Annotated in this window: 24 protein-coding genes, 1 other RNA gene and 1 pseudogene; 16 read left to right on the forward strand and 10 right to left on the reverse strand. The window is 61.1% G+C overall.

Going from position 1 to position 26,365, the window contains the following annotated elements; translation table 11 throughout:
• The first annotated feature begins 496 nt into the window (after positions 1-496).
• The 3 genes and pseudogenes from RM463_RS12485 (at position 497) to RM463_RS12495 (ending at position 3,161) form a co-directional block, all read left to right on the forward strand.
• A pseudogene (locus RM463_RS12485) lies at positions 497-1,333 on the forward strand (integrase core domain-containing protein).
• The gene (locus RM463_RS12490; RefSeq protein WP_311430188.1) at positions 1,279-2,139 is read left to right on the forward strand and encodes a hypothetical protein; all 861 of its coding nucleotides are present in this window, start codon (positions 1,279-1,281) and stop codon (positions 2,137-2,139) included. Before RM463_RS12485 ends, RM463_RS12490 begins: the two are co-directional and overlap by 55 nt.
• 11 nt (positions 2,140-2,150) lie before the next feature.
• A complete protein-coding gene (locus RM463_RS12495; RefSeq protein WP_195688702.1) occupies positions 2,151-3,161 on the forward strand; it encodes a capsular polysaccharide synthesis protein in 1,011 nt (336 codons plus the stop codon).
• Positions 3,162-3,236: 75 nt separating this feature from the next.
• On the opposite strand, the gene RM463_RS12500 is transcribed toward RM463_RS12495, so the two are convergent.
• Together RM463_RS12500 and RM463_RS12505 are read right to left on the reverse strand one after the other, a co-directional pair.
• The gene (locus tag RM463_RS12500; RefSeq protein ID WP_229333015.1) at positions 3,237-4,091 is read right to left on the reverse strand and encodes a glycosyl transferase family 90; all 855 of its coding nucleotides are present in this window, start codon (positions 4,089-4,091) and stop codon (positions 3,237-3,239) included.
• Between the two features lie 140 nt (positions 4,092-4,231).
• Entirely contained in the window at positions 4,232-5,257 is a 1,026-nt protein-coding gene (locus RM463_RS12505) for a glycosyltransferase family 4 protein (RefSeq protein ID WP_195688703.1), read from the reverse strand.
• A 79-nt stretch (positions 5,258-5,336) separates the two neighbouring features.
• Between RM463_RS12505 and RM463_RS12510 the strand changes: the two genes are divergently transcribed.
• The 3 genes from RM463_RS12510 to RM463_RS12520 are packed head-to-tail and all read left to right on the forward strand — an operon-like array spanning position 5,337 to position 7,814.
• Entirely contained in the window at positions 5,337-6,086 is a 750-nt protein-coding gene (locus RM463_RS12510) for a glycosyltransferase family 2 protein (RefSeq protein WP_195688704.1), read from the forward strand.
• 25 nt (positions 6,087-6,111) lie between these two features.
• On the forward strand, positions 6,112-7,239 hold the full coding sequence (locus RM463_RS12515) for a glycosyltransferase family 4 protein (RefSeq protein ID WP_195688705.1): 1,128 nt from the start codon (positions 6,112-6,114) through the stop codon (positions 7,237-7,239).
• Positions 7,227-7,814 (forward strand): YrbL family protein, encoded by a 588-nt coding sequence (locus RM463_RS12520; RefSeq protein WP_195688706.1) that lies wholly within the window; start codon positions 7,227-7,229, stop codon positions 7,812-7,814. Before RM463_RS12515 ends, RM463_RS12520 begins: the two co-directional genes overlap by 13 nt.
• Here RM463_RS12520 and RM463_RS12525 read toward each other — a convergent pair.
• Positions 7,802-8,521 carry a 3-deoxy-D-manno-octulosonic acid kinase gene (locus RM463_RS12525; RefSeq protein WP_195688707.1) on the reverse strand — a complete coding sequence of 240 codons (720 nt, stop codon included), beginning with the start codon at positions 8,519-8,521 and terminating at the stop codon, positions 7,802-7,804. The two genes, RM463_RS12520 and RM463_RS12525, sit on opposite strands and share 13 nt — an antisense overlap.
• Between RM463_RS12525 and RM463_RS12530 the strand changes: the two genes are divergently transcribed.
• From RM463_RS12530 to waaA, 3 genes are read left to right on the forward strand one after another with little or no spacing between them, the layout of a single operon-like run.
• Positions 8,520-9,623: a glycosyltransferase family 9 protein gene (locus tag RM463_RS12530; RefSeq protein ID WP_195688708.1), complete on the forward strand. Its 1,104-nt coding sequence runs from the start codon at positions 8,520-8,522 to the stop codon at positions 9,621-9,623. The two genes, RM463_RS12525 and RM463_RS12530, sit on opposite strands and share 2 nt — an antisense overlap.
• The gene (gene hldE, locus RM463_RS12535; protein ID WP_311430189.1) at positions 9,613-11,043 is read left to right on the forward strand and encodes a bifunctional D-glycero-beta-D-manno-heptose-7-phosphate kinase/D-glycero-beta-D-manno-heptose 1-phosphate adenylyltransferase HldE; all 1,431 of its coding nucleotides are present in this window, start codon (positions 9,613-9,615) and stop codon (positions 11,041-11,043) included. Before RM463_RS12530 ends, hldE begins: the two co-directional genes overlap by 11 nt.
• Positions 11,043-12,320 carry a lipid IV(A) 3-deoxy-D-manno-octulosonic acid transferase gene (gene waaA, locus RM463_RS12540; protein WP_195688710.1) on the forward strand — a complete coding sequence of 426 codons (1,278 nt, stop codon included), beginning with the start codon at positions 11,043-11,045 and terminating at the stop codon, positions 12,318-12,320. Before hldE ends, waaA begins: the two co-directional genes overlap by 1 nt.
• A gap of 24 nt (positions 12,321-12,344) precedes the next feature.
• Here the strand turns inward: waaA and rpiA are convergent, their stop codons facing one another.
• Positions 12,345-13,019 carry a ribose-5-phosphate isomerase RpiA gene (rpiA, locus tag RM463_RS12545; protein ID WP_195688711.1) on the reverse strand — a complete coding sequence of 225 codons (675 nt, stop codon included), beginning with the start codon at positions 13,017-13,019 and terminating at the stop codon, positions 12,345-12,347.
• 67 nt (positions 13,020-13,086) lie between these two features.
• Here rpiA and ilvA point away from each other — a divergent pair, with 67 nt between their 5' ends.
• Positions 13,087-14,706, forward strand: coding sequence for a threonine ammonia-lyase, biosynthetic (gene ilvA / locus RM463_RS12550; protein WP_195688712.1), 1,620 nt, complete (start codon positions 13,087-13,089; stop codon positions 14,704-14,706).
• A 332-nt stretch (positions 14,707-15,038) separates the two neighbouring features.
• Here the strand turns inward: ilvA and RM463_RS12555 are convergent, their stop codons facing one another.
• The 3 genes from RM463_RS12555 to RM463_RS12565 all read right to left on the reverse strand — a co-directional run bounded on the left by RM463_RS12555 (position 15,039) and on the right by RM463_RS12565 (position 16,228).
• Complete coding sequence (locus RM463_RS12555; RefSeq protein ID WP_195688713.1) at positions 15,039-15,683, reverse strand: 5-formyltetrahydrofolate cyclo-ligase; 645 nt, start codon at positions 15,681-15,683, stop codon at positions 15,039-15,041.
• Between the two features lie 7 nt (positions 15,684-15,690).
• Positions 15,691-15,875, reverse strand: a non-coding RNA gene (ssrS, locus tag RM463_RS12560) — 6S RNA.
• A gap of 53 nt (positions 15,876-15,928) precedes the next feature.
• Positions 15,929-16,228 carry a cell division protein ZapA gene (locus RM463_RS12565; RefSeq protein WP_195688714.1) on the reverse strand — a complete coding sequence of 100 codons (300 nt, stop codon included), beginning with the start codon at positions 16,226-16,228 and terminating at the stop codon, positions 15,929-15,931.
• A gap of 177 nt (positions 16,229-16,405) precedes the next feature.
• On the opposite strand from RM463_RS12565, the gene RM463_RS12570 reads away from it, so the two are divergent.
• From RM463_RS12570 to RM463_RS12585, 4 genes are all read left to right on the forward strand, one after another.
• Positions 16,406-16,984 carry a UPF0149 family protein gene (locus RM463_RS12570; protein WP_195688715.1) on the forward strand — a complete coding sequence of 193 codons (579 nt, stop codon included), beginning with the start codon at positions 16,406-16,408 and terminating at the stop codon, positions 16,982-16,984.
• 37 nt (positions 16,985-17,021) lie between these two features.
• Positions 17,022-18,371 (forward strand): Xaa-Pro aminopeptidase, encoded by a 1,350-nt coding sequence (gene pepP, locus RM463_RS12575; protein ID WP_195688716.1) that lies wholly within the window; start codon positions 17,022-17,024, stop codon positions 18,369-18,371.
• A gap of 69 nt (positions 18,372-18,440) precedes the next feature.
• Complete coding sequence (ubiH, locus tag RM463_RS12580) at positions 18,441-19,664, forward strand: 2-octaprenyl-6-methoxyphenyl hydroxylase (RefSeq protein ID WP_195688717.1); 1,224 nt, start codon at positions 18,441-18,443, stop codon at positions 19,662-19,664.
• A 44-nt stretch (positions 19,665-19,708) separates the two neighbouring features.
• Positions 19,709-20,971, forward strand: coding sequence for a UbiH/UbiF/VisC/COQ6 family ubiquinone biosynthesis hydroxylase (locus RM463_RS12585; RefSeq protein WP_195688718.1), 1,263 nt, complete (start codon positions 19,709-19,711; stop codon positions 20,969-20,971).
• A gap of 10 nt (positions 20,972-20,981) precedes the next feature.
• Here RM463_RS12585 and RM463_RS12590 read toward each other — a convergent pair whose 3' ends face one another.
• From RM463_RS12590 to gpmI, 3 genes are all read right to left on the reverse strand, one after another.
• Positions 20,982-22,286 (reverse strand): S41 family peptidase, encoded by a 1,305-nt coding sequence (locus RM463_RS12590; protein WP_195688719.1) that lies wholly within the window; start codon positions 22,284-22,286, stop codon positions 20,982-20,984.
• A 70-nt stretch (positions 22,287-22,356) separates the two neighbouring features.
• Positions 22,357-23,499, reverse strand: coding sequence for a peptidoglycan DD-metalloendopeptidase family protein (locus tag RM463_RS12595; RefSeq protein WP_311430190.1), 1,143 nt, complete (start codon positions 23,497-23,499; stop codon positions 22,357-22,359).
• 8 nt (positions 23,500-23,507) lie between these two features.
• Positions 23,508-25,073: a 2,3-bisphosphoglycerate-independent phosphoglycerate mutase gene (gene gpmI, locus RM463_RS12600; RefSeq protein WP_195688721.1), complete on the reverse strand. Its 1,566-nt coding sequence runs from the start codon at positions 25,071-25,073 to the stop codon at positions 23,508-23,510.
• A 309-nt stretch (positions 25,074-25,382) separates the two neighbouring features.
• On the opposite strand from gpmI, the gene RM463_RS12605 reads away from it, so the two are divergent.
• Both RM463_RS12605 and secB read left to right on the forward strand, forming a co-directional pair.
• Entirely contained in the window at positions 25,383-25,805 is a 423-nt protein-coding gene (locus RM463_RS12605) for a rhodanese-like domain-containing protein (RefSeq protein ID WP_195688722.1), read from the forward strand.
• Positions 25,806-25,836: 31 nt separating this feature from the next.
• Positions 25,837-26,358 (forward strand): protein-export chaperone SecB, encoded by a 522-nt coding sequence (gene secB / locus RM463_RS12610; RefSeq protein WP_311430191.1) that lies wholly within the window; start codon positions 25,837-25,839, stop codon positions 26,356-26,358.
• The last annotated feature ends 7 nt before the right edge of the window (positions 26,359-26,365 follow it).

A 26,365-nucleotide genomic window follows, 5' to 3' on the forward strand; every position in this document is an offset into this window, starting at 1 on the left:
CGATAGGGATCGGGTGGCGGCCTTTCAGCTGCATCCATGGACCCTGTCAGGAAGACTGGTGGAGCGCGTAGGCCTTCATGTACTTCCAGAATACGCCATTGGCGTTGGAGAAGGCGATAACAAAGCCCGTGTCAGTTCTGGGGGCGTCATTTTGGTCCGGCATGCATTTGATCCTACCCAGCACTGGTGGAGCAAGATCATGGGGCCTGAATGAACGCAGAGTCGACAGATTTCTTGACAACTACCGGGATCTTCCGATTTTTTGGCCAGAGACAAAAGTTGTGCGCTACTGGATGATAAGAAAAATGCTGGCGTCAGCTTCTCGGATTCAGGATAGAGCTTGCTTCGATCATCAAGTAGAATTCGCTGGAAAAAATAGCATCGATCATTAGCTGTCAGTGCTGCATTTGATGGGGAGTGTAGGGTCCCGGATGATCAAATTATTTTTTGCTAGCCGCGAGGGAGCTTCTTCAGCAATTCATCCGGGAGCAGGTTCATGGACATCAAGCTGCATAAACAAGCGGCGACGACACCGAAGATTCGTGCCAAGATCCAGGCAGCACCCTCCAGCATCACGGATAGCGAGCTGGCCCGTCAGTGTGGTGTTGTCACCGTGACCATTCGGCGCTGGCGTTATCGTGATAATGTCTATGATCGACCCTACACGCGTCACAACCTCCTGGCTACGCTCACGTCCGAGCAAGAGGAGGTGCTGATCACGGCTCGTGAGTTCCTGTGCCTCGGCCTGGATGACCATCTCGTCGTTGCGTGTGAGTTCCTGAATCCCCGCTTGTCACGCTCTGCCCTGCATCGCATGCTCAAGCGGCATGAAGTGCCGACGCTGGTGGAACTGGCTCGGCAGGCCGCCGGTGACGACGAGAAACCCAAGTCTTTCACCGGTCGCTTCACGCGGGCAGGCGAACGCAAGCCCAGCGGTCGCCATTCCTTCGATCAGTAGTGTCAGGTCTATGGTATCGAGCACTGGCTAATCAAGCCGGGACGGCCGCAGATGAATGGCATGGTGGAGCGCTTCAACGAACGGGTTAGCGACGTGCTCTCGACCCGGTGCTATGTCTCAAGCGAGGACTTGGAAGAGACACTCAAGTGCTACGCTTGGCTGTACAATCAACATATCCCGCAGAAGGCACTGTACCATCAGTCACCGATCGCAGCGATTAAAGAATAGCAGGACAAACGTTCTGAGTTATTTACCAAACGGGTAGTTAGTCATACGGGACCCGACATTCTTCCTGTTTTTACGAATAGAGGCCAAGTTCCATGTTTTTTAAGAAGGTGCAAAAGAGAAATATTTATAAAATCGGAGCACTTGTAGAGAGAGAGGTGGCTAAAAAACAGTGCCAGGTTGATGCGAGAAAGCCGAAGAAGCTAACTCAAGAAAAGCGTATTGTAAATGGTGAGATAGTTGTAAGCTTGACGACTTACTCAAAAAGAATCCATGACGTGTATTTGGTTCTTGAAACTATTTCTCAGCAAACTGTTTTGCCTAACAGAGTTATTCTATGGCTTGCAGAAGATGAATTTGACTTTAATGACTTGCCAATATCAATCACATCAAGGGTGAGTTTTGGACTTGAGGTTAGGTTTTGTTCAGATATTAGAAGTTACAAGAAGATAATTCCTACGATAGAAAGTTTTCCAAATAGTGTGATTATTACTTTAGACGATGATGTTTTATACCCTAGAGATACTATTGAAATCTTGTTGAGAAGTCATAAAAAAAATCCAAACGCTATAATAGGAAATAGAGCACATGAGATTACTTATAAGAAAGGTAAAATAAGGCCTTATAGGAAGTGGGCGAAAGAAACCAATGATAATAATGGTAATATATTTTTAACAGGCAGCGGAGCAATATTATATCCTCCGGGATCCTTGTATAAAGATGTGGCAAAGAAAGAAATATTCACTGATATTTGCCCTTATGCAGATGATGTGTGGTTGTTTTTCATGGCAAAATTAAATGGAACTGAGATTATAAATGTACAAGGTAGGGATTTCAAAGATTTCATCGAAATATCGAATAGCTATGTTGTGGGTTTGAATAAATTAAACGTGGACAGGGGGTATAATGACAAGCAAATAGCTAATGTGATGAGTTTTTATAATATTGAGTTGTGATGGAGGCGTAAATGCTGGATAAGTTTATAAAAAGCAATTTTTTCGAAAAAAAGTTTTTCAAAGTTAGAAAAAAGTTAGATTGGGTAGAGAAGAGATATAGATATTCTCATGGTATCGGTGAAGGGTTTGAAAATGAAGAGCTAAAAGAAAGAGCAAAGATTTCTTTAAAGATTTTAGAAGATGCATGCTTAACCTCATATGAGCAAGGCACCGATACTAAAATTATATGGATTTATTGGGATTCAGACTTGGCAAACGCACCTGAAGTGGTTCGGCTCAGCTATGTTTCTTGGGAAAAGCTAAACCCGGATTATAAGGTGGTATTTTTAAATGATGAGAATATCGAAAATAAGTTAGGGTTTGATTTTAATTCTATATTTCATTTATGCAACATAAGGCTAACAAAGGCTAATAAGGCTGATTTGTTGAGAGTCTATTTGCTAACTCAGTTTGGTGGTGTATGGGCAGATGCAACCACCTTTTGCCTAAAGCCGCTTAGCTCTTGGCTTCCACATATTAAGCACCAAGCTGATTTTTTCATGTTTAGACAAGAAGAGGTAAAGAGTCGCCCCCTTGAAGTTTGGTTTATTTATGCTAAAAAAGGCTCACCTTTAATTGCTAAAGCATTTGGTCTTTATTTAAGTTATTTGCTGAAGGATAGAGAGTTCGCAATTTACGTTTCGAATAGTAAGAAAATGATGCGCAAGCTGGGGTATGAAAAGACACATCCTGATAAAATATATGCACAAGGTGTACATAACGCTGAGAAGTATGGTTTTATGCCATATTTCACATTGGCCTATTTTTTAAATGAAAGCATGGGTGAATTATTTAATGACTTTGAAGAAAAAATGTTCTTTAATTTGCCAAACAATTTTTGTAATAACAAAGAGTCTATAGATGTTTTTTTAAATTCGGTTGTTGCAAAGCAGACCTATAAAGGTAGATATCAAGAGGAAAAGGTTTATTTAGAACGTAAAGCAGTACTGCTGCTTGATATTTTGGGAAATTTTAACATTTAGACTAGCCCATGAGTCCTGCATCTAACCTCACTCATCATCATCAGAAAAATATTGTAAAGTTACCGTGGGTATTTATTAAATATATTGTTGTGTGTGTGCTAAGTAGTGCTCAAAAACCAGCAGTGCGATGAGCCTTTCCCGTTGCGGGTGATAAAAATTGGTAATGTATTGGTTGGCGTTGTGTATGATGTCTTGGGCTTCTTCGGGATGTGTTAGGTAGTATGCAACTTTTTCGTCCAGGTCGGAAAAATCATCACTGACCTCTACATAGTGGTGGCCTGGGGTCAGCGTACCTTCCATGAACCAAGTTTCATAAGCTGGTTGTTTCATAAAGCACAACGAATTCGATGCCATTATCCATTTCAGATTTGTGGCAACATCGTTGCCCTCAATACTGAAGATAAACTTGTGCCCAAGCTGTTGTTTGATAGACATGAATGGCTTTCGATATGCGGTCGTTTCTACCTTGTTGTCGGTAGCACCAACATCGCACTGGGCCATATCGTGGCACTGTGCTAGAAAATTTTGGCGGTGGGGTTGATGTGCTGCTCCCCGCCACACTAGGGTGCTCTTTTTTTTATCATAATCATAAGGATCGTTTACCGTGTAAAAATGTCGAACGCTGTCGAGTTTGAGTAGTACTGAATTGTAGTTTTCCCCGTTAATTGGCCTGCTCTTGACAAACGTGGGTTCGTTTGGAACGAAAGTCTTGTCGCCAAAACGATAGTGATATGCACTACTTGCTGGGAAGTGCTTAGCAACTTGGTAAAAGTCGAGATGATATGTGGATTTTTTTGAGTGTATTTTGAAGTCTTGGTTGCTAGTGGCTGCACCAGAAAGCTCTGATAAGGTGTCAAGTTTGTTGTAATAGGCTACGCGTTTCATGATAAATTCCTGATCGGCTGAAGGCAGGGTGTCAAACTGGGCCATCAGTTTATCGCGCCGACGTCGGAAAAGGCTTCTCGGAGGTAGGGCACCTAGCAGACCTGAGGCGTAAAACATGAATTTATGCGCACGATAAGCGTTCTTTCCGCCCATGTTGAGTAATTTCATTGAATAAATACGATTTTTTAGACTCGAGAATAGAGTGATGTGTATGAGTTAGCCATAGCCTCAGGGCTGTATTTGGCTAAATGCTGGGAGGCTTTTTCTACAAGCCTTTTGCGTAAGTCGATGTCGCGCAGCCTTACCAAACATTCAGCTAGATACTCACTATCACCAGTCGGAAACAAGAGACCGGTTTCTTCATGACGGACAATATCCGGGATACCGCCCGTCTTGCTAGCTACCACGGGCACCTCTGCTCGTATGGCATCCAGCAACACTGACCCTAGCCCTTCGTTACGAGAAGGAAAGGCAAAAATATCCAATGCCGGAAGGTAATTGCCGATATCGGACTTGAAGCCGGCCCAGATTACGTTGTCCAGCCTGATACTTTCTTGTTTTAGTTCGGCCTCATCCTCGCCTTGGCCAAAAAACACAAATAGCATGTCCGGCTGCGAGTGTTGTAGTCGTCGAGCCGCGTCGAGCAGAACACGTTGTCCCTTGTGTCGGTCCACAAGGGCCCCAGCGTGGCCGACCAGGAATCGACCGGGATAGCGTGCACGGAAAGCCCGCGTTATGTTGGGGTCTGAGACTAGTGGAGTAAATGCGCTGGGAATTTGTGCCACCGGGTGCGGGCTTAGCGGCTGGATATTCTCGGCAATAACCCGGGATAGCGCGACGCAGCGATGCGCTTCACGGTAAAAAATTCTGTTGCTGAGTTTGTGCTTGACGGGTGTATCCACCCGACGGGTAATCAGGTAGGGAATGCCAAACAGTCGATGGTGTAGCCAAGCCCAATGTACAGCCTTGGCGTCATGGGCATGAACCATGGTGGCTCGCCCCGCCTGTCGATGGCCGGCCAGCTGATGGCGAGCGCTGACAAATCGAAGACCGTGGGTTGTGGCCAGCTCTGCGCGCATAGGCGAATCTGGCCGGCACACAAGCGTCTGGAGTGATACTTCTGCCTTGTCGGCCAGTGCCTGGATCAGCAGCACTGTTTGCCGCTCGCCGCCGCGAAACCCCCGGGCCAGATTGGCATGGATGATGTGCAAAGCCGCCTCGTAGAAGGTTTGTGGGTATAATGACGGCTATAGTAGCATCCGGTGTCTATTCTGGCAGGGTGGTTTTTGCATGCTCTCTGAGCTAAGCGCCGTGATCATCACGCGCAACGCGTCGGCAACCTTGGGCCGCACCTTGGACTCGCTCGAAGCCCTGGGGGAGGTGGTAGTTTACGACAATGGCTCCACCGATGAGACTCTCGAAATTGCTCGTCGCTACGCCAACGTATCGCTTCACCAGGGCGACTTTCTTGGCTTTGGCCCTACCAAGCGCCATGCCGTGTCACTCGCTCGTAGTGAGTGGATTGTCTCGTTGGACGCCGACGAGGCGCCCACCAGTTGCTGGCTTGAGGCGCTGGCCAGCTGGCTGCCCACCGCTGATACCGATCAGGTGGTAGAGGTGTTGCGAGAAAACTGGCTATTGGGCAAGCCCGTGCATCATTCGGGCTGGGGCAATGACTGGTTGGTGCGTGTCTTTCATCGCCAATGGCATAACTTCAATGATGCCATGGTGCATGAGTCAGTGAAGGTTGCAAAATCCACGTCAGTCGTTCGTTTAGACGGTTGCATTGAGCATCTGGCTGTCACCGAACTTGGTCAGTTTTTGGATAAGATAAATCGATATTCGACTATTCGTGCAAAATCGGACAAGTTTCCGGTATATCCCGTGTGGGTTGTTGTGTTAAAATCCGCGTTTGCTTTCTTGCGTACCTATCTTTTAAAGTGCGGCTTTCTCGATGGCTGGCGTGGTTTGGTAATCGCCGTGGCTAATGCAAACGGTGTGTTCTGGAAATATATGAAACGTCGTGTTCGGGATATATGAACGAGCCGACCATGAGGCCATGCCGGTGAAAATAGCCCTAGTACATATGCGCCACGCTGCCTCCGGCGGTACTGAGCGGTTTCTTAATGAACTGTCACGGTATCTAGCCGAGCGTGGTGAGGATGTTACAATCATCTGCCGTTCCCACGTGGCTCCGTCTCATCCGGCTATTCGTTTTGTTCGCTTACGCCCGTTCAGTATTGGTAAGGCCCAGCGCATGTGGCGTTTTGCCCAGGCGGTGGAGCGCCATGTAGAGGCTGCAGGCTATGATCTCGTCTATGGATTGGGAAAAACCTGGACACATGATCTGTTGCGCATAGGTGGTGGCACTGTCCATCACCATCTTGCCTCGAAGCCGAAGCGTCAGTGGCGGTGGAAGGATAGGGTGGCTGCGCAAATTGAGGCTCGGGCCATGGCGCCTGGCGCCTATTATCATGTGGTATCAAATTCTCGGCAAAGCGACCATGAGATTGCCGAAGCGTACAATGTACCTGCTGAGCGGCGCTCTGTGATTCATAACTTTGTCGACACTCAGCGTTTTGACCGCACACGGCTCAGTGGTGATGTTAGTGCTCTTGCCCAGGAATTAGAATTGGATGGTCAAGTTCCTGTTTTTCTGTTTCTGGGCACCGGTTATCGTCGCAAAGGGCTGGAGCCAACCCTTGAAGCCTTCTCCCGGCTCGACGGAGAAGCCATCTTGCTGGTGGTTGGGCGTGACTCTCGACAGGCTCAGTATCAGGAGCTTGCCCAGAGTCTCGGCATTGCAGATAAATGCCGATTCCTGGGCGAGCAGCCTTCACCAGAACGATATTTTTCCCTTGCCGACTGCTATATGCTACCGGCGTATTACGAGCCGTTTGGCTTTACCGTACTTGAGGCACTTGCCTGTGGAACGCCAGTTATAACTACCCAAAAGTGTGGCGCTAAAGAGGTGGTGACGTCAGAGGTGGCTACGGTTATCGATCGCCCAGATGACATTGAAGCACTCACCGACGCTATGTCCCACTGGGCCAGGAGGAAAGGTGATGCTAGTCTGAAAATTTGCTGCCGAGAGCTGGCATTATCCCTCGACATAGAAGAAATCATGGCCCAGAACTACCGGTGCATCCTTGACGTATATCAGGAAAAGCAGGCGGCTCAATGCCAGATGTAAAAAACTGGAAGATCATCGGCCGGGGAGATGAGCGCATCTGCTATCTGCACCCAAATGATCCAGCTCGCTGTATTAAACTCAGTAGAAGAGAAAAGGCCAAGCAGACTTATCGCGAACTTCGATATTTCCGGCTGTTGAAGCGAAGGAAGGTTCCTTTCACATTTATTCCTGAGTTCTTTGGGGTGGTGAAAGATGATGAAGTGATCGGAATCGAGCAGCAGTTGGTGCTCGATGATCAGGGACTACTTCCACCTAATGTGGCTGAATACTTGGCCAAGCCGCTGACGCAGCAGCAGGTAGGTCAATTTTGGGTTGGGCTCGAAGCACTCCAGACCTACTTGTTGGCCTATAATGTGGTGCCTTGCGATCTGGTGATGAGCAATCTGCTTGTGATTGAGCGGACGGATACCACCGCGGTCATACTGATCGACGGCCTTGGTGTCTCGGAATTTATTCCATTGCCAGCATATGTGCCTTGGCTTGGACGGCGCAAGATTCGGCGCAAGTGGGCAAGGTTCATGGAGAAAACAGTCAAGCCGCGCTTCATGACCACACAAGAGCGTCAACTACCATAGCTGGCAGTAATCCGCTCGATTATGCGCGTTATTTCTTCTGTAGCGACAAACTTGGCTACAGAGCTCTCTAGTCTCTTCAGGTTGCGGGCTTTCCAGGCTCCGTCGGGACGCAGTCGACAGCGATCCAGGTCGATCAACCACACCTTGCCGCCTTTATCCACCAGCAGGTTGCGGGCATTGAGGTCGACATGGTCGAGGCCTGTATCGTGGAAACGGCGGATGGTGGCACCGACCCGTTGCAGTAGCTCGCCATCGGCTTCGCCATTTTCCAGCAGGCTGGCCAGGGCGCGGGCGCCGGGAATGCGCACGGTGAGTAGCGCGGCCTCATAGGTCAGACCATGGCGGGTGACGTTGGCGGCGACCGGTCGCGGAACCGGCAGGTCACGGGCAAGCAGGTCGGCGGTGAGACGCATCTCGCGAAAGGCGCGGGTGCGCTCCAGGCCGGTCCATAGATAACGGGCATCACTGAAGCGTGCCACCATGCCGCCGCGGCGGTAAGGGCGCAGTACCCACTCTTCTCCAGTACCGGCATCCAGAAACAGGCTGGCACCGCGCCCCGGGGCCTGGCCGGTGACCCGGCCTTGCGCCAGCCACCAGTCGGGTTCGAAGGTTGACGGGCCAATTTGTGGCGCCTGGTCGGCGTCACATAGACTGTCCTTATCATATAGAATGTAGAACTTTCCCGTTCTCAATGTTGCCAAGCGCATGAAGCATCCTCTGCCCGCCCAACCCCGCCATATCGGCGTGCTGCGACTCTCCGCCCTGGGTGATGTCTGTAATCTGGTGCCGACGGTTCGCGCCCTGCAACGCCAGTGGCCCGACGCGCGCATCACCTGGATCGTCGGCAAGGCCGAGCACAGTCTACTGGCGGGCCTCTCCGGGGTCGAGTTCGTGGTCTATGACAAGGCCAGCGGCCTGGCAGGCATGCGCGCCCTGTGGCGCGAGCTGTCTGATACCCGCTTCGATGTGCTGCTGCATATGCAGCAGGCCCTGCGAGCCAGCGTGTTGTCACTTGGGCTCAAGGCCGACGTGCGAGTGGGCTACGACAAGGCCCGCGCCAAGGATGCTCAACACTGGTTCACCCACCGTCAGCTTGCGCCTCATCCACGCGCCCATGTGCTCGAGTCCTTTCTCGACTTCGCCCGACTGATGGGGATCGAGGAGCCGAGTCTCGAGTGGAATCTGGCGATTCCCCCGGCGGCCCACGACGAGGCGCGCTCCCTTACCGGCGATACCCGTTATCTGCTGATGAGCCCATGTGCCAACCCACGGCTGCGCAACTTCCGCAACTGGTCTGCCGAGGGGTATGCCGCCGTGGTCCAGCACGCCTGGGAGCAGCATGGCCTGCGTACCGTGCTGACTGGAGGGGGCAGCACTCAGGAGCGGGAGGTAGGGGAGCGTATCCAGGCCCTCTGCCCGGCCGAGGCGGTGATCGATGCCATCGGCAACACCTCACTCAAGGGGCTGCTGGCGCTGATCGATGCCGCCGAAGCCGTCATCGCTCCGGACTCGGGCCCCGTGCATATGGCCAACGCGCTGAATACGCCGACGGTGGGGCTCTATGCCACCACCAATCCTGATCGTGCCGCGCCCTACCGCTGGCGCGACTTCGTGGTCAATCGCTACCCTCAGGCGGTGCGCACCTACCTGCACAAGGAGGTCGAGGATCTATCCTGGGGCCAGCGAGTGCGGCATCCCGATGCCATGTCGCTGATTCGCGCCGATGATGTGATCGAGCGCCTCAAGGCAGCACTGCAGTATGCCGCTGACCACTCCACGGAAAGGACGCTTGCCGACGATGAGACTTGATCTGACCGCCCTGGAGCACTCCCGTCTACTGGTGGTGGGGGATGTCATGCTCGACCGCTACTGGCACGGCGGTACCTCGCGTATTTCGCCCGAGGCGCCGGTGCCGGTGGTGCGTGTCGAGGAGAGCGAGGACCGCCCAGGGGGCGCCGCCAACGTGGCACTCAATATCTCCTCCTTGGGCGCCCATGCCGCGCTCTCCGGCCTGGTGGGTGATGACGATAACGCGGACCGCCTGGTGAGTCGCCTGGAAGATGCCGGAGTGAGCACTCACTTCCAGCGCAGCCCGGGTGTGCCAACGATCACCAAGCTTCGCGTGATGAGCCGCAACCAGCAGTTGATCCGCCTCGACTTCGAGGAGGGGCTGGGAGAGGCGGACACCTCCGGGCTGCTGGAGCGGGTGGAGGCGGCGTTGCCGGACTGTGATCTGGTGATCCTCTCCGACTACGGCAAGGGGACGCTCAACCGCGTCGAGGAGCTGATTCGCCTGGTGCGGGCCAGTGGCAAGCGGGTGCTGGTGGATCCCAAGGGGCGTGATTTCTCGCGCTATCGTGGCGCCAGCGTCATCACCCCCAACCTGGCGGAGTTCGAGGCGGTGGTGGGTCACTGCCGTGACGATGCCGAACTGGCCGAGCGAGGCGAGGCCCTGCGTGCCGAGCTCGAACTGGAGGCGCTGCTTATCACCCGCAGCGAGAAGGGGATCACCCTGATTCGTGAGGGGCACGACCCGCTTCACCTGCCCACTCGGGCGCGAGAGGTCTATGACGTCACCGGTGCCGGCGATACCGTGATCGGCGTGCTGGGTCTCGCCCTGGCGGCCGGGCATGGTTTCCCCGAGGCGATGACCCTGGCCAATCTGGCCGCCGGCCTGGTGGTGGCAAAGCCGGGAACCGCGACCCTCTCCATCGCCGAGCTCTACACCGCCCTGCATGGCGACAAGCTGGCCGAGTTCGGAGTGATCGAGGAGCCGACGCTCATCGACGCGGTGCGGGCCGCCCAGGCGCGTGGCGAAAGGGTCGTGATGACCAACGGCTGCTTCGACATCCTTCATGCCGGCCATGTGGCCTATCTGGAGCAGGCCCGCCGGCTCGGTGATCGGCTGGTCGTGGCGGTCAACGATGACGCCTCCATCGCGCGCCTCAAGGGCCCCAAGCGGCCCATCAACCCCCTGGCGCGTCGCATGCAGGTGCTTGCCGGCCTGGGTGCCGTGGACTGGGTCGTCTCCTTTGGCGAGGAGACTCCACAGCGGTTGATCGAGTCGGTGCTGCCCGACGTGCTGGTCAAGGGTGGCGACTACCGCCCCGACCAGATCGCCGGCGGCCAGGCCGTGCGCGACGCCGGAGGTGAGGTGCGAGTACTGGGCTTCGAGGATGGCGTCTCCACCACGGCGATGATCTCCACCATCCTCGACCGCGAGAGCTGATGGGCTGGCCCCGGCAGGCCTACTCCGCGGCGCTGCATCTGGCGGCTCCCCTGCTATGGCAGCGTCTGCGCCGTGAGCATGGACTCACTGACCCCAGGCCATTGCGCCTGGGGCGCATTCCCGAGACGCCTCCCGAAACGCGTATGTTATGGCTGCACTGCGCCTCGGTGGGGGAGGTCCAGGCGGCCAGGCCGTTGATCGAGGAGCTGCTCGCACGCTACCCCGGCCATTCCCTGACCGTGACTACCATGACCGCCACCGGCGCCGAGCGCGTCCGTGCGCTGGCCCAGGGGCGGCAGGATGGTCGGCTGAGTCATCACTTCGTGTCCCTGGACTTCCCGCGCGCCGCGTCGCGCTTCGTCGAGCGCCTGCGGCCCGAGCTGGCGCTGTTCTTCGAGACCGAGCTGTGGCCCAACCTGCTTCACGCCTGCCGCCATCGCGAGATACCGGTGGCGGTGGTCAATGGCCGGCTCTCTGCGCGCGCCCTGGGAGGCTATCGGCGGCTGCGTCCGTTGATGCGTGAGGCGCTGGGCTGTGTCGACTGGCTGGCCGCCAAGTCCAGTGAAGACGCCGCGCGCTTTGCCGAGCTCGGCATGGCGCCGCGGCGTACCACCGTAGTGGGCTCGCTGAAGTTTGATATCGCCCTGGAAGATGGCGCCCGACAGGTAAGTGAGCGCTTGCGTCAGCTGCTGGGGCGGCCCCGGGTCTGGGTGGCCGGCTCTACCCACGCGGGCGAGGAGTCGCACCTGCTGGCCGCTCACGCCCTGCTGCGGGAGCACTCTCCCGAGGCCCTGCTGGTACTGGTGCCGCGCCATCCGCAGCGCTTCGATGAGGTAGCGAGCCTGTGCGAGTCCCACGGCCAGGTGCCGGCTCGGCGCTCTCGAGGCGAATGGCCCGGGCAGGCTACTTCGGTCTATCTGGCCGACACCATGGGGGAGCTCACCGTGCTCTATGGCGCGGCGGACCTGGCCTTTGTCGGCGGAAGCCTGGTGCCGGTGGGTGGTCACAATCTGCTCGAGCCTGCGGCTCTTGGCGTACCGGTGCTTACCGGCCCCGAGCTGGCCAACTTCATGGATGTGGCAGAGGCCCTGCGCGGCGCCGATGCCCTGGTGGAGACGCCCGATGAAGAGGCGCTTGCCGAGGCGCTGATCGCGCTCTTTGCCGACCCGGCCGAGCGCCGCCGCCTCGGCGAAGCGGGGCGCGATGTGGTGGCCGCCAACCGTGGGGCCCTGGCAAAGACCCTGAAGGGGCTGGACAGACTGCTAGCGGGGAAGTGAGTACTCACTTCGCCTCGAGGCCTGTCAGGCGGGGGAGAGGCGTTCCACACCCTGGGTGGTTCCCAGCAGCAGCACGTCGGCACCGCGGGCCGCGAACAGACCATTGGTGACCACCCCCACGATGGCGTTGATGCGTGCCTCCATGGCCTGCGGGTCGTCGATCATGAAATCGTAGCAGTCGATGATCTGGTTGCCGTTATCGGTGACCACCCCCTCCCGATAGACCGGGTCGGCACCCAGCTTGACGAGTTCCCGGGCCACGTAGGAGCGGGCCATGGGAATCACCTCCACCGGCAGCGGAAAGGCACCCAGGCGCTCGACCCGCTTGGAGGCGTCGGCGATGCACACAAATGTCTCGGCACAGGCGGCCACGACCTTCTCGCGAGTCAGCGCCGCGCCACCGCCCTTGATCATATGTAAGTGAGCGTTGACTTCGTCGGCACCGTCGATATAGAAGGGCACCGTGCCCACGGAGTTGAGCTCGAATACCTCGATGCCATGGCTGCGCAGTCGCTCGGCGCTGGCTTCGGAGCTGGCCACGGCACCGGCAAAGTCGTGACGCAATTCGGCCAGGCGGTCGATGAAGCGGTTGGCGGTGGAGCCGGTGCCGATACCGAGCACGGTGTCGCGATGCAGGTGGGGGCGCACCTCATCGATGGCGGCCGCCGCGACGGCATCCTTGAGCTCATCCTGGTTCATGGGGCGTTCTCCTGAGGGGGTCGGCGAGAAAGGGTCGATATTATAGGCCAATCGCCACTGTCTGCCGATGGTCAATGCTGGACGCTGGGCCCGCGAAAATGCTACCAATAAGGGTTCCTCGCAGCGCAGCATTCATGCTGCGCCCTCACGCGTCACGCCGCTGGATACCAGGATGCTCGAAGCTACCGTCAAGAAGATTCTCCAGGCCCGGGTCTATGAAGCCGCTCGGGAAACCCCCATCTCGCCGGCCCCCTTTCTCTCCCGTCGCTTCAACAACACCATTCTGATCAAGCGTGAGGACCTGCAGCCGGTTTACTCCTTCAAGATTCGCGGCGCCTACAACAAGATGGCCCTGCTCAGCGAGGAGCAGAAGGCCAAGGGCGTGATCGCGGCCTCGGCTGGCAATCATGCCCAGGGTCTGGCGATGGCGGCGAAGCAGATGGGCGTCAAGGCGACCATCGTGATGCCGCGTATCACGCCCGATATCAAGGTACAGGCGGTGCGTGCCCGCGGGGCCAAGGTGGTGCTCAAGGGGGATGCCTTTGCCGAGGCGGCCGAACATGCCCAGGCCCTGATCGAGGAGCATGGTTATACCTATATCCCGCCCTTCGACGATATCGATGTGGTGGCGGGACAGGGCACCATCGCCGTGGAGATCCTGCGTCAGCAGGCCGGTGCGTTGGATGCTATCTTCGTGCCGGTGGGCGGCGGCGGCCTGATTGCCGGCGTGGCCGCCTACGTCAAGTATCTGCGCCCGGATATCAAGGTGATCGGTGTCGAGGCCGAGGATAGTGCCTGCTTCAAGGCGGCACTCGAGGCGGGCAAGCGGGTTACCCTCGATCAGGTGGGGGTGTTTGCCGAGGGGGTGGCCGTGGCCCAGGTCGGCAAGGTGCCCTTCGATATCGCCCGCGAGCTGGTCGACGAGGTCATTACCGTCAATACCGACGAGATGTGCGCGGCGGTCAAGGATATCTTCGAGGAGACCCGAGCGGTCTCCGAGACGTCCGGCGCGCTCTCCCTGGCGGGGCTCAAGAAGTATATCCAGCAGACCGGCGTCGAGGGGCAGACGCTGCTGTGCATCAACTCCGGCGCCAATACCAACTTCGACCGCCTCCAGCATATCGCCGAACGCACCGAGCTCGGTGAGCAGCGCGAGGCGATCCTGGCCGTGACCATCTCCGAGCGGCCGGGCAGCTTCAAGAAGTTCTGCAAGACCATCGGCAAACGCATGGTCACCGAGTTCAACTACCGCTATGCGGATCCGGAACATGCGCATATCTTCGTCGGCGTGCAGGTGAAGCCCGGCGGAGAGGATCGTCAGGCGGTGATCGACAGGCTTCGCGATGCCGGTTATGCGGTGGAGGATCTCACCGATAACGAGCTGGCCAAGCTTCATATTCGCCATCTGGGGGGCGGTCGACCCAAGCAGCAGTTCGATGAGGAGGTCTACCGATTCGAGTTTCCGGAGCGTCCGGGCGCGCTGATGAACTTCCTCACCCACCTGCCCCATGACTGGAATATCTCGCTGTTTCATTACCGGAATCACGGTGCCGCCTATGGCCGGGTGCTGGTAGGCATGCAGGTGCCCAATGGCGATCGCTCCCATGTCGAGGAGTATTTCGACGCCATTGGCTACCGCTACTGGAAGGAGTCCGACAACGCCGCCTATCGGCTCTTCATGGCGTGAGGAGGCGTGCTGGGAGGAAGTGAGTGCTGACTCGCTCAGTGGACCTCGCCAGGCGGAAGTTTCATGAGGTGAACGTTGAGTCAGGGCGGTTGTCTTGATGGTTGCATCGGCTTATAGTCGCCGACGTTTAAATCCTGCTACCCGGAGTCTAAGATGAAGCGCAAGCCCGATGTGGTCAGGGCCCTGGTGCTGTTGTTCGGTATTGGCGTCGTGGCAACCGGCTATGCCCAGGCGCTGGTCGGCAACTGATCACGAGCTGTCGAGCCCCTGCCAGATTGTCAACGGGCCGATGCCGAGAGGCGTCGGCCCGTTGGCGTTTCCAGGCGGGTGTATCAGGGGCGTACCAGTCGGACGTCGCTTGCGATGGCATCGAGCGGCACGTCCCACGAGGCCACCGGCAGCGAGTCGACCCGTTGACAGTCATGGGCCAGGCCAATCAGCCGTGGCCGTGGCCCCGGTCGGCGGGTAAAGGCCAGGGTGCGATCATAGAAGCCGCCCCCCATGCCCATGCGCTGGCCGGCATCATCGAAGCCCACCAGTGGCAACAGGATCAGGTCGAGGGTCCAGGCGGGCATTCGACGCGCACGATGGGCCCCATGGCGAGTGGCGGGCTCGGCGATGCCAAAGCGATTGCGGATCATGGGTGTGTTCGCATGGTAGTGCACGAACCAAAGCAGGTTGTGTGACAGGGGCTTGAGTACCGGAAGGTAGACACGAGCGCCACGCTGCCGTAGCCAGCCGATCAGCGGAGTGGGGTCGATCTCGCCGTCGTTGGGCAGGTAGAGCGCCACGCGACGGGCACGCTGTACCTCGGGCAGGCGTCGCAGTCGGCGACACAGATGTTCGCTGGCCAGTCGGCGCTGCTCGGCGCTCAGGGCGCGGCGGCGACGGCGCAGCTGTTGACGCAGCTCGCGACGTGAGCCGTTGAAGCTGGTCAAGGAAAGAGGTGCGGCGGGTGTCGGCATGAGATGGTTCATGTGGACGAGGTTCCCCAGAGTGCCGCTGTCGTTCTGGCCCTTGAACCCATTGGTTCAAGGTGGGTGGCCGCAGCCGAACCGTCAGGCTTTCCGACGCACGGACATGCACACGGGTTCGGCTAGCATTTGGCCCCCTGGGTACTGCGCATAGGCTCGAGGGACGATAACGACTGGCAAACACCCCAGGGAACAACCCCATCGTACCAGAGCCGGTGGAGGGCGGCCAATGGATTCCCGGTTCAGGGTCAGCGTGGCTTGGTATCGGCCAGGGCACGCTCCAGGCGTTCGCTCAGGGCGTCCAGGCTGCGCTCCCCTTCACGCCGACTCTCCAGCGCCTCCAGCAGCTCATGGGTGATGTTGAGTGCCGCCATGACGGCGATGCGCTCGTTGCCCAGTAGATTGTTCTGGGAGTGGATGCCGGTCATCGCGCGATCCAGGTAGCGGGCCGCACGCTCCAGCTTGGCTTCTTCCTCGGGGGGGCAGGCAATGACGTAGCTACGTCCCAGGAGGGTAATTTCGGCGGTCGGCCGTGTCGCATCACTCATCGGGGGGCTCCGGCTCGACCCCGCAGGTCACGCTGGCCGCGCGCCACCGGGGGCCGATGCGTTAACATCCAGTCAGTACCGCATGGCCCGTCACTATAAGAGAGCCCTTCTCGAGGGGTCAACGCGCGGTGACGATTGCCGCCCCTCTTCCGTACACCCCGCCACCATGGAGCTTCCATGTCACTGATCGATGAACGCCAGGATTTCTCCACTATCGCCGACCTCTTCCTGCTTCACGGCAGCATGCAGTCGCCGGCCTTCAGCGACGGACGACTGTGCGCCCGACTTGCCATGCACGATATCGACCCCGCCGTCTGGCTGGAGGAGGTGTGTGAGGTGCTTGGCGTCGAGCAGCCGCGTGACGAGCCATCCGCCGAGCGTTTCCTGGCCTGGCGCCGCCAGACCCTGGATGCCCTCTCCGGTAGCGAGCTCGGTTATGAACCACTGCTGCCCGATGAGCTCTTCTCCCTGGCCGAGCGCGCCCGCGGGCTCAAGGAGTGGACCCAGGGCTTTCTGGAGGTCGTCCAGGATGCCGGGGAGGAGCCTCGCGAGAGATGGTCAACGGCGCTACGCGAGGCGCTGGAGGACTTGGAGGGGATCGCCGCCATGCCGGCCGACCTCGAGGAGAGTGCCGAAAACGAGAATGATCTCTTTGCCCTGGTGGAGCATGTCCGCATGGCCGCCATGCTGCTCTACACCGAGCAGCACCCGGGCAAGCCTCAGGTCGAGGATGCCGAATCCACCACGCGTCACTGAGCAGCCCATCACACCCCACCGCCGCCAAGGAGCTGCCATGTTGTCCGAGACGTTGCCCGAGACCCTGTCGCGCCCGGCACCCATTGCCAACGCCGAGTATCGTCAGCGCCGTCAGGCGCTGATGGCGGCACTGCCTGGCGATGCCGCCGTGCTGCTGCCTGGTGCCTCTCTGGTTACTCGCTCGCGTGACAGCGAGTTCCCCTTTCGCCAGGACAGCGACTTCCATTATCTCACCGGCTTTCCCGAGCCCGACGCCCTGCTGCTACTGTTGCCGGGGCGAGCCGAAGGGGAGAGCGTGCTGTTCTGCCAGGATCGCGACCCGGCGCTGGAGGCCTGGACCGGTATCCGCCTGGGGGCCGAGGGCGCCATTCGCGAGCATGGTGTCGACCAGGCCTTCGAGAATGCCGAGCGCAGCGAGCGCCTGGCGGCACTGCTCGATGGGCGGCGTACGCTCTACCTGGCGCTGGACAGCGCCGAGGCGCGGGGACTGGCCGAGGGGGTGCGTGCGGACCTGGTGGCTCGCCAGCGTCAGGGGGTGTGTCCACCCCAGGCCATTGCCGATGTGACCCCGCTGCTTCACGAGGCGCGACTGATCAAGAGTCAGGCGGAGCTTGCCCTGCTGGGTCATGCCGCCGAGATCTCGGCGCGTGGCCATCTGCGCGCCATGCGTGCGGTGCGTCCCGGGATGGCAGAGTATCAGCTGCAGGCGGAGCTGGAGCACGAGTTCCGCTGGCAGGGGGGGAGTGGTTCGGCCTATGCCACCATCGTCGGTGGTGGCGCCAATGCCTGTGTGCTGCACTACATCGAGAATCGCGCCCTCCTCGAGGAGGGCGACCTGGTATTGATCGATGCCGGCGCCGAATTCGACCTCTATGCCGGTGACATCACCCGTACCTTTCCGGTCAACGGCCGCTTCAGTGACGCCCAGCGGGCCCTCTATGAGGTGGTGCTCGAGGCTCAGGAGCGCGCGGTGGACGCGGTGCGCCCCGGCACGACCCTGGCGGTGATTCATGCCGAGGTGGTGCGCGGGCTTACCGCCGGCCTGATCCGGCTGGGGCTGCTCGAGGGCAGTGTCCAGGCGCGTATCGACGATGAGAGCTACCGGCGCTTCTACCTCCACTCCACCTCGCACTGGCTGGGTCTCGATGTCCACGATGTGGGTGCCTACCGTCGCGATGGCCAGCCCCGGCCGCTGGTGCCGGGCATGGTACTCACCGTGGAGCCGGGGCTCTACGTGCCCGATGACGACGACATTCCCGAAGCCTTCCGCGGCATCGGCATCCGTATCGAGGATGATGTCGCGGTGACCGATGAAGGACATCGGGTGTTGACCGCTTCCGTGCCCAAGTCAGTTGCGGAGATAGAGGCGCTGATGGCTGAGAATTGAGCGTGCCAAGTTGAGCGGTATTATTAGTTATGTAATTTACATTATGAATCACTCGTCTGAGGTGGCGCGATGAGTCCCGAAGTGACACTCCCGACAACAGAGGCGGTGGATATCGCCATCGTGGGTGGCGGTCTGGTGGGTGCCAGCCTGGCCTGTGCATTGATGCCGCTGATCGAGCGGCACGGTCTCTCGGTTGCGGTGATCGAGGCGTCGCCTATCCTCGACCTGGCCGCGGCACCCTGGCAGCCCAGCTTCGATGCCCGGGCCAGTGCGATCTCCCTCGGCACCGCGCTGCACTTCACCGAGATGGGGGTATGGCAGACGATAGCCGAGCAGGCCACCGCCATTCGCCGCATCCATGTCAGCGAACGAGGCCACTTCGGGGCCACCCGCCTCGATGCTCGGGAGCTGGGGGTCGAGGCGCTGGGCCATGTGGTGCCCAACGCCTGGCTGGGTCGTGTCCTGCATCAGCATCTCACCGGACTGCCGTTGGCCTGGCACTGCCCGGATCGCGTCGAGACGATCGAGCCGACGGCGGAGGGCTACCACCTGGGGCTAGCCTCCGGCACCAATCTGCAGGCGGGGCTCACGGTGCTGGCCGATGGCGGGCGCTCGGGCCTCAAGGAGCGCCTGGGGATCGCCAGCGAGGTGCGCTCCTATGAACAGGTGGCGTTGATCGCCAGTGTCGAGATGAGCCGGTGTCATCAGGGTGTCGCCTGGGAGCGCTTTACGCGCGAAGGCCCCATTGCCCTGCTGCCGCTCCAGGGCCAGACCATGGAGCTGGTGTGGACCCACGCTGCGGGAGACGAGCGGCGACGCCTGAACCTGTCGGAGGGTGACTTCCTGGCCGAACTGCAGACGGCCTTCGGTGACCGGGGGGGGCGCTTCCGGCGTGTGGGCAGCCGTCATACCTATCCGCTGAGCCTGGTGACCGCGCGCGAGACCACGCGGCCCGGACTGGCAGTGATGGGAAACGCGGCCCACTCCCTGCATCCGGTGGCCGGTCAGGGCTTCAACCTGGCGCTGCGTGGGGTGATGGATCTGGTGGCGTCGCTGGAGGCGGGGCTGGCGCACGGTCGCTCGGTCGGAGATACCGAGGTGCTGCAGGCCTTCGAGGCCCGCCGCGCTGGCGACCGCCACAGCGTGACCCGCTTCAGTGACGGTCTGATACGGTTGTTCGGCATCGACAGTCGGCTGCTGGGTCATGCCCGTGCCGCCGGTCTGGTCGGCCTCAACCTCGCCGGTCCCCTGAGGCGTGCGCTGGCGCGCCGCGCCATGGGGCTGGAGCGATGAATCGCGCCGGCGAGAAATGTGAAGAGTCGAGAAGAGGCGAAGGCATGAGTGTCACGGGAGATGGGGGAGCGAGTCGCTCGGCCGATGGCCACCATGAGGTGGTGATCGTTGGCGGAGGCATGGTGGGGGCCGCCCTGGCGGTGCTGCTCGGCGAGGCCGGGGTCGAGGTGGCCCTGGTGGATGCCAGGCCCGCGCTGCTGGATGCCGACACCGTGGGGCGAGGGCAGCCGGCGCGCCGGGTCAGCGCGCTGACGCCGGTCTCGCAGCGGCTGCTGGAGGGGGTGGGCGCCTGGGCATGGATGGCATCACGACGCATCAGCCCCTACCGCCATATGCAGGTCTGGGACGCCGAAGGGAGCGGTGAGGTCAACTTCTCCGCCGACCAGGCCGGCCTGCCGGTGCTCGGACATATCGTCGAGAACGATGTCACCCTGGCGGCGCTGGAGCGACGGCTGGAGGCGCTGCCTTCGGTACGCCTCTGCCTGGGGGCACGGGTCGAGGGGCTGGAGGGCGGTGTCGAGGGGCGGTGTATCGTGCTGGCCGATGGTCGCCGGCTGAGCGCTCCCCTGGTGGTGGCCGCGGATGGTGTCCGCTCCCCGCTACGCGACATGGCGGGCATTGCGCTCAGCGAGCGTGAGACCGGACATGTCGGCCTGGTGACCACGGTGCGTATCGAGAGGCCCCACGGCGAGGTGGCGCGGCAGGCCTTCCTGCCGACGGGTCCACTGGCCTTCCTGCCCCTGGCGGTAGAGGAGCGGGAGCATCACTGCTCCATCGTCTGGTCTACCTCTCCCGCCGAGGCCGAACGCCTGGCGGGACTCCCGCGTGATGACCTGGGGGAAGCGCTGGCGGCGGCCATCGATCATCGGCTGGGCGCGGTAACGGTGCTCGACGAGGCGACCGGTTTCCCGCTGGTACAGCGCCATGCCAAGCGCTATACCCTGCCCGGTTTTGCCCTGGTGGGTGATGCCGCCCATGGCATTCACCCCCTGGCCGGCCAGGGGGTCAACCTCGGTTTGATGGATGCCGCTGTGCTGGCCGAGGAGCTGCTGGCGGCCCGTCGACGAGGCATGGGGCTGGGTGATGAGCGGACCCTGGCACGCTATGCACGGCGGCGGCGCGGTGATAACGCCGGCATGCTGGCGCTGATGGATGGGTTCCGACTGCTGTTCGGGGCGCGCCATCCGGCGCTGACCCTGGGGCGCAATCTGGGGATGGGTAGCGTGGACCGCCTCGTTCCGCTCAAGCGGTTGCTGCTGCAGCAGGCCACCGGCCAGCGCGGTCGCCTGCCTGTCAGTTGCCGCTGAACCGCCTGGCTCAGCGGTCGCGCTGGCGGACCACATCGAGGGCCTTGAGCAGGTTGAGGGCCTCGCTGAGCTGGTAATCCTCACGTAGCCGCTCGCTCTGCTCGGTCCTCTCCCGCGGGGCCTCCTGCGCGCCGAGATGGCCCTCCAGGTCGGCCTCGCGAACCCCGCGGCCATTCTCGGTGACCTCCACGCGCCCGCGCACCACCCTGACGTCGGGTTCGATGCCCTGGGCCTGGATGGAGCGCCCACCGGGCGTGAAGTAGAGCGCGGTGGTGAGCTTGAGCCCCTCGCCGTTGCCCAGCGGCATGATCTGCTGGACCGAGCCCTTGCCGAAGCTCTCGGTGCCCATCACCACGCCACGCTTCTGGTCCTGAAGGGCGCCGGCGACGATCTCCGCCGCCGAGGCGCTGCCGCCGTTGATCAGCACCACCAGCGGAACGTCGGGAGCCGCCGTTGTGGCATTGGCCGAGAAACGCATTTCGGTATCCGGCAGACGCCCCTCGGTGTAGACGATCAGCCCCTCTTCCAGGAAGGCGTCGGCCACCGCGACGGCGGCCTGCAGGACCCCGCCGGGGTTGTTGCGCAGGTCGAGCACCAGCCCGTCCAGTTCTCCGTCGCGCTTCAGCTGGCGGATGTGTTCGCTCACCTGCTCGCCGGTACGGGTCTGGAACTGGCTGATGCGCAGATAGCCGAAGCCGGGGGTCAGCAGTTCGCTCTTCACGCTCTCGGTGCGGATATTCTCGCGTGTCAGCGGGATGCGGCGTGGCGAGCTTTCGCCCTGGCGCAGGATGGTCAGCTCGATCTCGCTGCCCGGATCACCGCGCATCAGCTCGACCGCCTCCTGCAGCGACAGACCCTCGGTAGGCGTGTCGTCGATGCGCAGGATCTGGTCGCGTGCCTGCAGGCCGGCCCGCGAGGCGGGGGTGTCGTCGATGGGCGTGATCACCGTCAGCTGGCCATCCTCCATGCCCACCTCGATACCGATACCGCCGAACTCCCCCTGGGTCGACTCGCGCAGGCTCTGGAAGGCCTCGCTATCGAGATAGGAGGAGTGTGGATCGAGCTCGCTGAGCATGCCACGCATGGCGTTGCGCAGCAGGCTGGCGTCATCGACCTCCTCCACATAGGCGCGCTTGATGCGCTCGAACACCTCGGCGAAGGTCTGGATCTCGGCGATCGGCAGCTCATCATCGGCGACCTGGGCGGTCGCCGTCAGCGGTAGCGTCAGCAGGGCCAGGGGCAGCAGCCCGGCCAGCAGGCGTCGAGGCGAGCAGGAGCGAGAGAGCCTGCCCGGCAGGGAAAGCGCTGGGGTCATGCGAACTCCGCTGTTCCGGAACGGTGAGCGACCAGCATAGCCCGCCGCCGGCCTGCATGGAAAGCGGCGTTCAGCGGCGGGCGATCCACGACTGGGGATCGATGGGGGTACCGGCGCGACGCACCTCGAAATAGAGAGCGGGGCGGCGATGGCCCCCGCTCCTGCCCACGGCGCCGATCGTTTCGCCCCGCGAGACCGGCCGGCCGACCTGGGCGGTAAAGTGCTGCAGGTGGGCGTGGAGCGTCATCACGCCGTCGCCATGGTCGATGATCAGCAGATTGCCGAAGCCACGCAGCCAGTCGGCGAAGACCACCCGGCCGGCATGCACGGCGCGTACCGGGCTGCCCTCGGCGGCCAGGATGAGAATGCCGTTGCGATGGACGGCATCGCCGGCGCCGAAGCGCGAGGCGAGGTTGCCCTGGGCCGGCCAGGGAAGCTCGCCGCGGGTGCGTTCGATGGCGGTGGAGGGGGGCGGGCGCTGCAGGCGGGCCAGCTGCTCCTGAACGTCGCGCAGCACCTGCTCGGCGCGCTCGCGATCCTGCTCCAGGGAGGCGAGCCGGGCGGCCTCGCCGCTGTGGCGGCTCTCCAGCTCCGCGACCAGATTCGAGCGTTCGTGCATCTGTTCGGCCAGCTCGGCGCTGCGGGCGGTCAGCTCGGCGGCGAGGGCGTCGAGGCGGTCGCCGCGGGTCTCGAGCTCGCCTCGGGTCTCGGCCAGGGCCGCGTCGAGGCGTGCGAGCTCGTCGAGGCGGGCTCGTCGGGCGCGGGCAAGGTGGTTCAGGTAGTGCTGCAGTCGGTCCAGTCGTGCCGGATCGTCCTGATTGAGCAGCAGCTTCAGCTGGGGCGAATGGCCCAGGCGATAGAGCGCATCGAGCTGGGCATGGATGGCCTCGAGCTGGGCGCTACGCTCGGCGTCGAGCTCGTCGCGGCGCGACTGCAGGGTCTCCATCTCGGTGCCCAGCTCGCGTCGCTCGGCCTGGAGCTCATCGAGGCGGCGATGGGTGGTGGCCAGCGAGGTCTCGATCTCCTCCAGCTGGCGAGCCGCCGCGTCGCGCGCCTGGCGGGTGGATGCCAGGCGCCGGTCGGCCTCCTCGATGGCCTCGCCGATGGCGTCAAGGCGCTCCTGTACCGCCTCCTCGCTGGGCTGGGCCGCCAGCGGCCCAGTCAGGAGCAGCGTCAGCAGCAGGGTGCCCGGGAGGGTGGCGCTCCTGAACATCCTGCCGCTCAGTCGAGCTCGAGCAGGGCGCGTCCACTCATCTCCTCGGGGGCCGGCTGCTCCATCATCGTCAGCAGGGTCGGGGCGATATCGCACAGGCTGCCGTCGTCGTGGAATCGAGCCGGGCGCTCGCCGACATAGATCAGCGGCACCTGGAAGGTGGTATGGGCGGTCTGGGGGGCGCCGGTCTCGGGATTGATCATCTGTTCGGCGTTGCCGTGGTCGGCGGTGACCAGGCAGGCACCGCCGGCGCGCTGGATCGCCTCCACCACACGGCCCACGCAGCCATCGACGGTCTCGATGGCCTTGACCGCGGCGTCGAAGTCACCGGTGTGGCCGACCATGTCGCCATTGGCGTAGTTGCAGACGATCAGGTCGAAGCGGCCGGAGTCGATCGCTTCCACCAGGCGGTCGGTGACCTCGTGGGCGCTCATCTCGGGTTTCTCGTCATAGGTCTTCACGTCCCGGGGAGAGGGCACCAGGATGCGCTCCTCGCCACGGTACTCGGCCTCGCGACCGCCGGAGAAGAAGAAGGTGACGTGGGGGTACTTCTCGGTCTCGGCGATGCGCAGCTGGGTCAGGCCACGGCTCTCGATCACCTCGCCCAGGGTGTTGTGAAGATCCACCGGCGGGAAGGCCGCCGGCGCCGGGATATCGGCGGCGTAGCGGGTCAGGCTCACCAGGCCCTCGGCGGCGAGCCGCGGATGTACACGGCGGTCGAAGCCCTCGAAGCTCTCGTCGACGAAGGCCCGGGTCAGCTCCCGGGCGCGGTCGGCACGGAAGTTCATGAACAGGGCGGCATCGCCCGTCTCGAGGGTGATCGCTTCCCCGGCCGGGCGTACGCTGGTGGCGGCCACGAACTCGTCGGTCTCGCCGCGCTCGTAGGCGGCGCGCAGGCCCGCCTCGGCACTGGCGACGATATGCTCGCCTTCGCCCTCGGTGAGCAGGCGGTAGGCCTTTTCGACGCGCTCCCAGCGGTTGTCACGATCCATGGCGAAGTAGCGGCCGATGATCGAGGCCACGAAGCCATTGTCGGCGCCGACCAGCTCGGCGAGACGCGCATTGGCGTGCTCGATGGAGGCCAAGGCGCTCTGGGGCGGCATGTCGCGGCCATCCAGGAAGGCGTGCACGAAGATGCGTGTGGCGCCGCGACGGGCCGCCAGCTCGGCGGCGGCGAGGATATGTTCCTCGTGGCTGTGTACGCCCCCCGGCGAGAGCAGGCCCAGCAGATGGACCGCACGCCCCGCGGCCACGGCCGCGTCGATGGGCGCGGTGAGGACCTCGATGGTATCCAGGTCGCCCTCCTCGATGGCCTTGGTGATGCGCGTGAAGTCCTGGTAGACGACTCGGCCCGCGCCGAGATTCATGTGGCCCACCTCGGAGTTGCCCATCTGGCCATCGGGGAGTCCGACATGGCGGCCATCGGTATGGATCAGGGTGTGGGGATGCTCGGCCCACAGGCGATCCATGACCGGGGTATCGGCGGCTTCCACGGCGTTGTTGGCCGGGTCGGGATTGTGGCCGTAGCCGTCGAGGATGATCAGGGCGACGGGGCGCGGGGCGTTGGTGGTCATGGCGAATGTCCTCGAAGCGTGAAAGGCGCGACCCGGCCCGGGCGGCTGGGGCCTCTCGTGCATGCCGATACCAAGGCCCAGGGGGCGATGCGGGGCGTTCGGGGTCGCGGTAGGAAGTGTCTTGCGGCATCATATCGCAGGCGGCATCGTGCGTCATGGCTCCCCGCGGCCAACGGCTGCGGCGGTTCCCCCGGGGCGGCCTGATTCGTCGGCGCCGACCTCGTGTATACTAGGCGCCCGGGCGCGCCCCAGCGCCCCTGTTTATTTACGTGTTGTTTACGAGCACCGAGACGAGAGTTATTCGTACCCATGATCGATCAGCTGTTTGAATTCGTGCAGAACCACCCGCTGCTGGTGGGCGCCTTCCTCCTGGTGCTGACCGCCTGGATCCTCTACGAGGCGCGTAACAGTGCCGCCAGCGGCGTGACCTCCGGTGAGGCGACCCAGCTGATCAACCGCGAGGATGCGGTGGTGCTGGACACCCGGGAGTCGGGTGACTTCAAGGCTGGCCATATCGCCGGTGCCCGCAATATTCCTCAGAGTCGCCTCGACGAGCGCATGAACGAACTCGAGAAGGTCAAGGAGAAGCCGATCATCGTGGTCTGCAAGCACGGCCAGTCTGCCGGGGCGGCCGTGGCCAAACTCTCCAAGGCCGGTTACTCTCGAGTGCTCAAGCTCAAGGGCGGCATGATGCAGTGGCAGGCCGATGGTCTGCCCGTGGTCAAGAAGTAGTCTTTGTTTACCGTATAAAAGGACCTTTCCCATGGCGGAAGAGAATAACCAGAGCGCCGACGGCCAGGCCGCCGGCCAGCAGGACCAACAGGACAAGCCGCAGCTGCAGTTCGCCGTGCAGCGCATCTACGTCAAGGACATCTCCTTCGAGGCACCCAACTCGCCGGCGGTCTTCCAGCAGCCCTTCAAGCCCAAGGTGGGCCTGAACCTGGATACCACCAGCACCCAGGTGGGTGACGGCCTCTACGAGGTGACGATCAAGGTCACCGCCCAGGTGACCCACAGCGAGGAGGGCACGACCTCCTTCCTGGCGGAGCTCGAGCAGGCCGGCCTGTTCCGCATTACCGGCATCGAGGGCGAGCAGCTCGACCACACCCTGGGCGCCTTCTGCCCCAATGTGCTCTTCCCCTATGCCCGTGAATGCATCGATAACCTGGTCAATCGTGGTGGCTTCCCGCCGCTGATGCTGTCGCCGGTCAACTTCGAGGCGATCTACGCCCGCAAGAAGCAGCGTGCGGCCGAGCAGGGCCAGGACGCGCCGGCAACCCAGTGATGCAGCG

It is taken from the genome of Halomonas sp. LES1, assembly GCF_031846005.1.
Lineage (GTDB): Bacteria > Pseudomonadota > Gammaproteobacteria > Pseudomonadales > Halomonadaceae > Halomonas.

What these genes read in the sequence shown, in the direction of transcription:
- RM463_RS12490 (WP_311430188.1), top strand. Translation starts at nt 1,279, where the DNA reads ATGTTTTTTAAGAAGGTGCAAAAGAGAAATATTTATAAAATCGGAGCA.
- RM463_RS12495 (WP_195688702.1), top strand. Translation starts at nt 2,151, where the DNA reads ATGCTGGATAAGTTTATAAAAAGCAATTTTTTCGAAAAAAAGTTTTTC.
- RM463_RS12500 (WP_229333015.1), bottom strand. Translation starts at nt 4,091, where the DNA reads ATGGCCCAGTTTGACACCCTGCCTTCAGCCGATCAGGAATTTATCATG.
- RM463_RS12510 (WP_195688704.1), top strand. Translation starts at nt 5,337, where the DNA reads ATGCTCTCTGAGCTAAGCGCCGTGATCATCACGCGCAACGCGTCGGCA.
- RM463_RS12520 (WP_195688706.1), top strand. Translation starts at nt 7,227, where the DNA reads ATGCCAGATGTAAAAAACTGGAAGATCATCGGCCGGGGAGATGAGCGC.
- RM463_RS12530 (WP_195688708.1), top strand. Translation starts at nt 8,520, where the DNA reads ATGAAGCATCCTCTGCCCGCCCAACCCCGCCATATCGGCGTGCTGCGA.
- RM463_RS12525 (WP_195688707.1), bottom strand. Translation starts at nt 8,521, where the DNA reads ATGCGCTTGGCAACATTGAGAACGGGAAAGTTCTACATTCTATATGAT.
- hldE (WP_311430189.1), top strand. Translation starts at nt 9,613, where the DNA reads ATGAGACTTGATCTGACCGCCCTGGAGCACTCCCGTCTACTGGTGGTG.
- waaA (WP_195688710.1), top strand. Translation starts at nt 11,043, where the DNA reads ATGGGCTGGCCCCGGCAGGCCTACTCCGCGGCGCTGCATCTGGCGGCT.
- rpiA (WP_195688711.1), bottom strand. Translation starts at nt 13,019, where the DNA reads ATGAACCAGGATGAGCTCAAGGATGCCGTCGCGGCGGCCGCCATCGAT.
- ilvA (WP_195688712.1), top strand. Translation starts at nt 13,087, where the DNA reads ATGGTCAATGCTGGACGCTGGGCCCGCGAAAATGCTACCAATAAGGGT.
- RM463_RS12555 (WP_195688713.1), bottom strand. Translation starts at nt 15,683, where the DNA reads ATGAACCATCTCATGCCGACACCCGCCGCACCTCTTTCCTTGACCAGC.
- RM463_RS12565 (WP_195688714.1), bottom strand. Translation starts at nt 16,228, where the DNA reads ATGAGTGATGCGACACGGCCGACCGCCGAAATTACCCTCCTGGGACGT.
- RM463_RS12570 (WP_195688715.1), top strand. Translation starts at nt 16,406, where the DNA reads ATGTCACTGATCGATGAACGCCAGGATTTCTCCACTATCGCCGACCTC.
- pepP (WP_195688716.1), top strand. Translation starts at nt 17,022, where the DNA reads ATGTTGTCCGAGACGTTGCCCGAGACCCTGTCGCGCCCGGCACCCATT.
- ubiH (WP_195688717.1), top strand. Translation starts at nt 18,441, where the DNA reads ATGAGTCCCGAAGTGACACTCCCGACAACAGAGGCGGTGGATATCGCC.
- RM463_RS12585 (WP_195688718.1), top strand. Translation starts at nt 19,709, where the DNA reads ATGAGTGTCACGGGAGATGGGGGAGCGAGTCGCTCGGCCGATGGCCAC.
- RM463_RS12590 (WP_195688719.1), bottom strand. Translation starts at nt 22,286, where the DNA reads ATGACCCCAGCGCTTTCCCTGCCGGGCAGGCTCTCTCGCTCCTGCTCG.
- RM463_RS12595 (WP_311430190.1), bottom strand. Translation starts at nt 23,499, where the DNA reads ATGTTCAGGAGCGCCACCCTCCCGGGCACCCTGCTGCTGACGCTGCTC.
- gpmI (WP_195688721.1), bottom strand. Translation starts at nt 25,073, where the DNA reads ATGACCACCAACGCCCCGCGCCCCGTCGCCCTGATCATCCTCGACGGC.
- RM463_RS12605 (WP_195688722.1), top strand. Translation starts at nt 25,383, where the DNA reads ATGATCGATCAGCTGTTTGAATTCGTGCAGAACCACCCGCTGCTGGTG.
- secB (WP_311430191.1), top strand. Translation starts at nt 25,837, where the DNA reads ATGGCGGAAGAGAATAACCAGAGCGCCGACGGCCAGGCCGCCGGCCAG.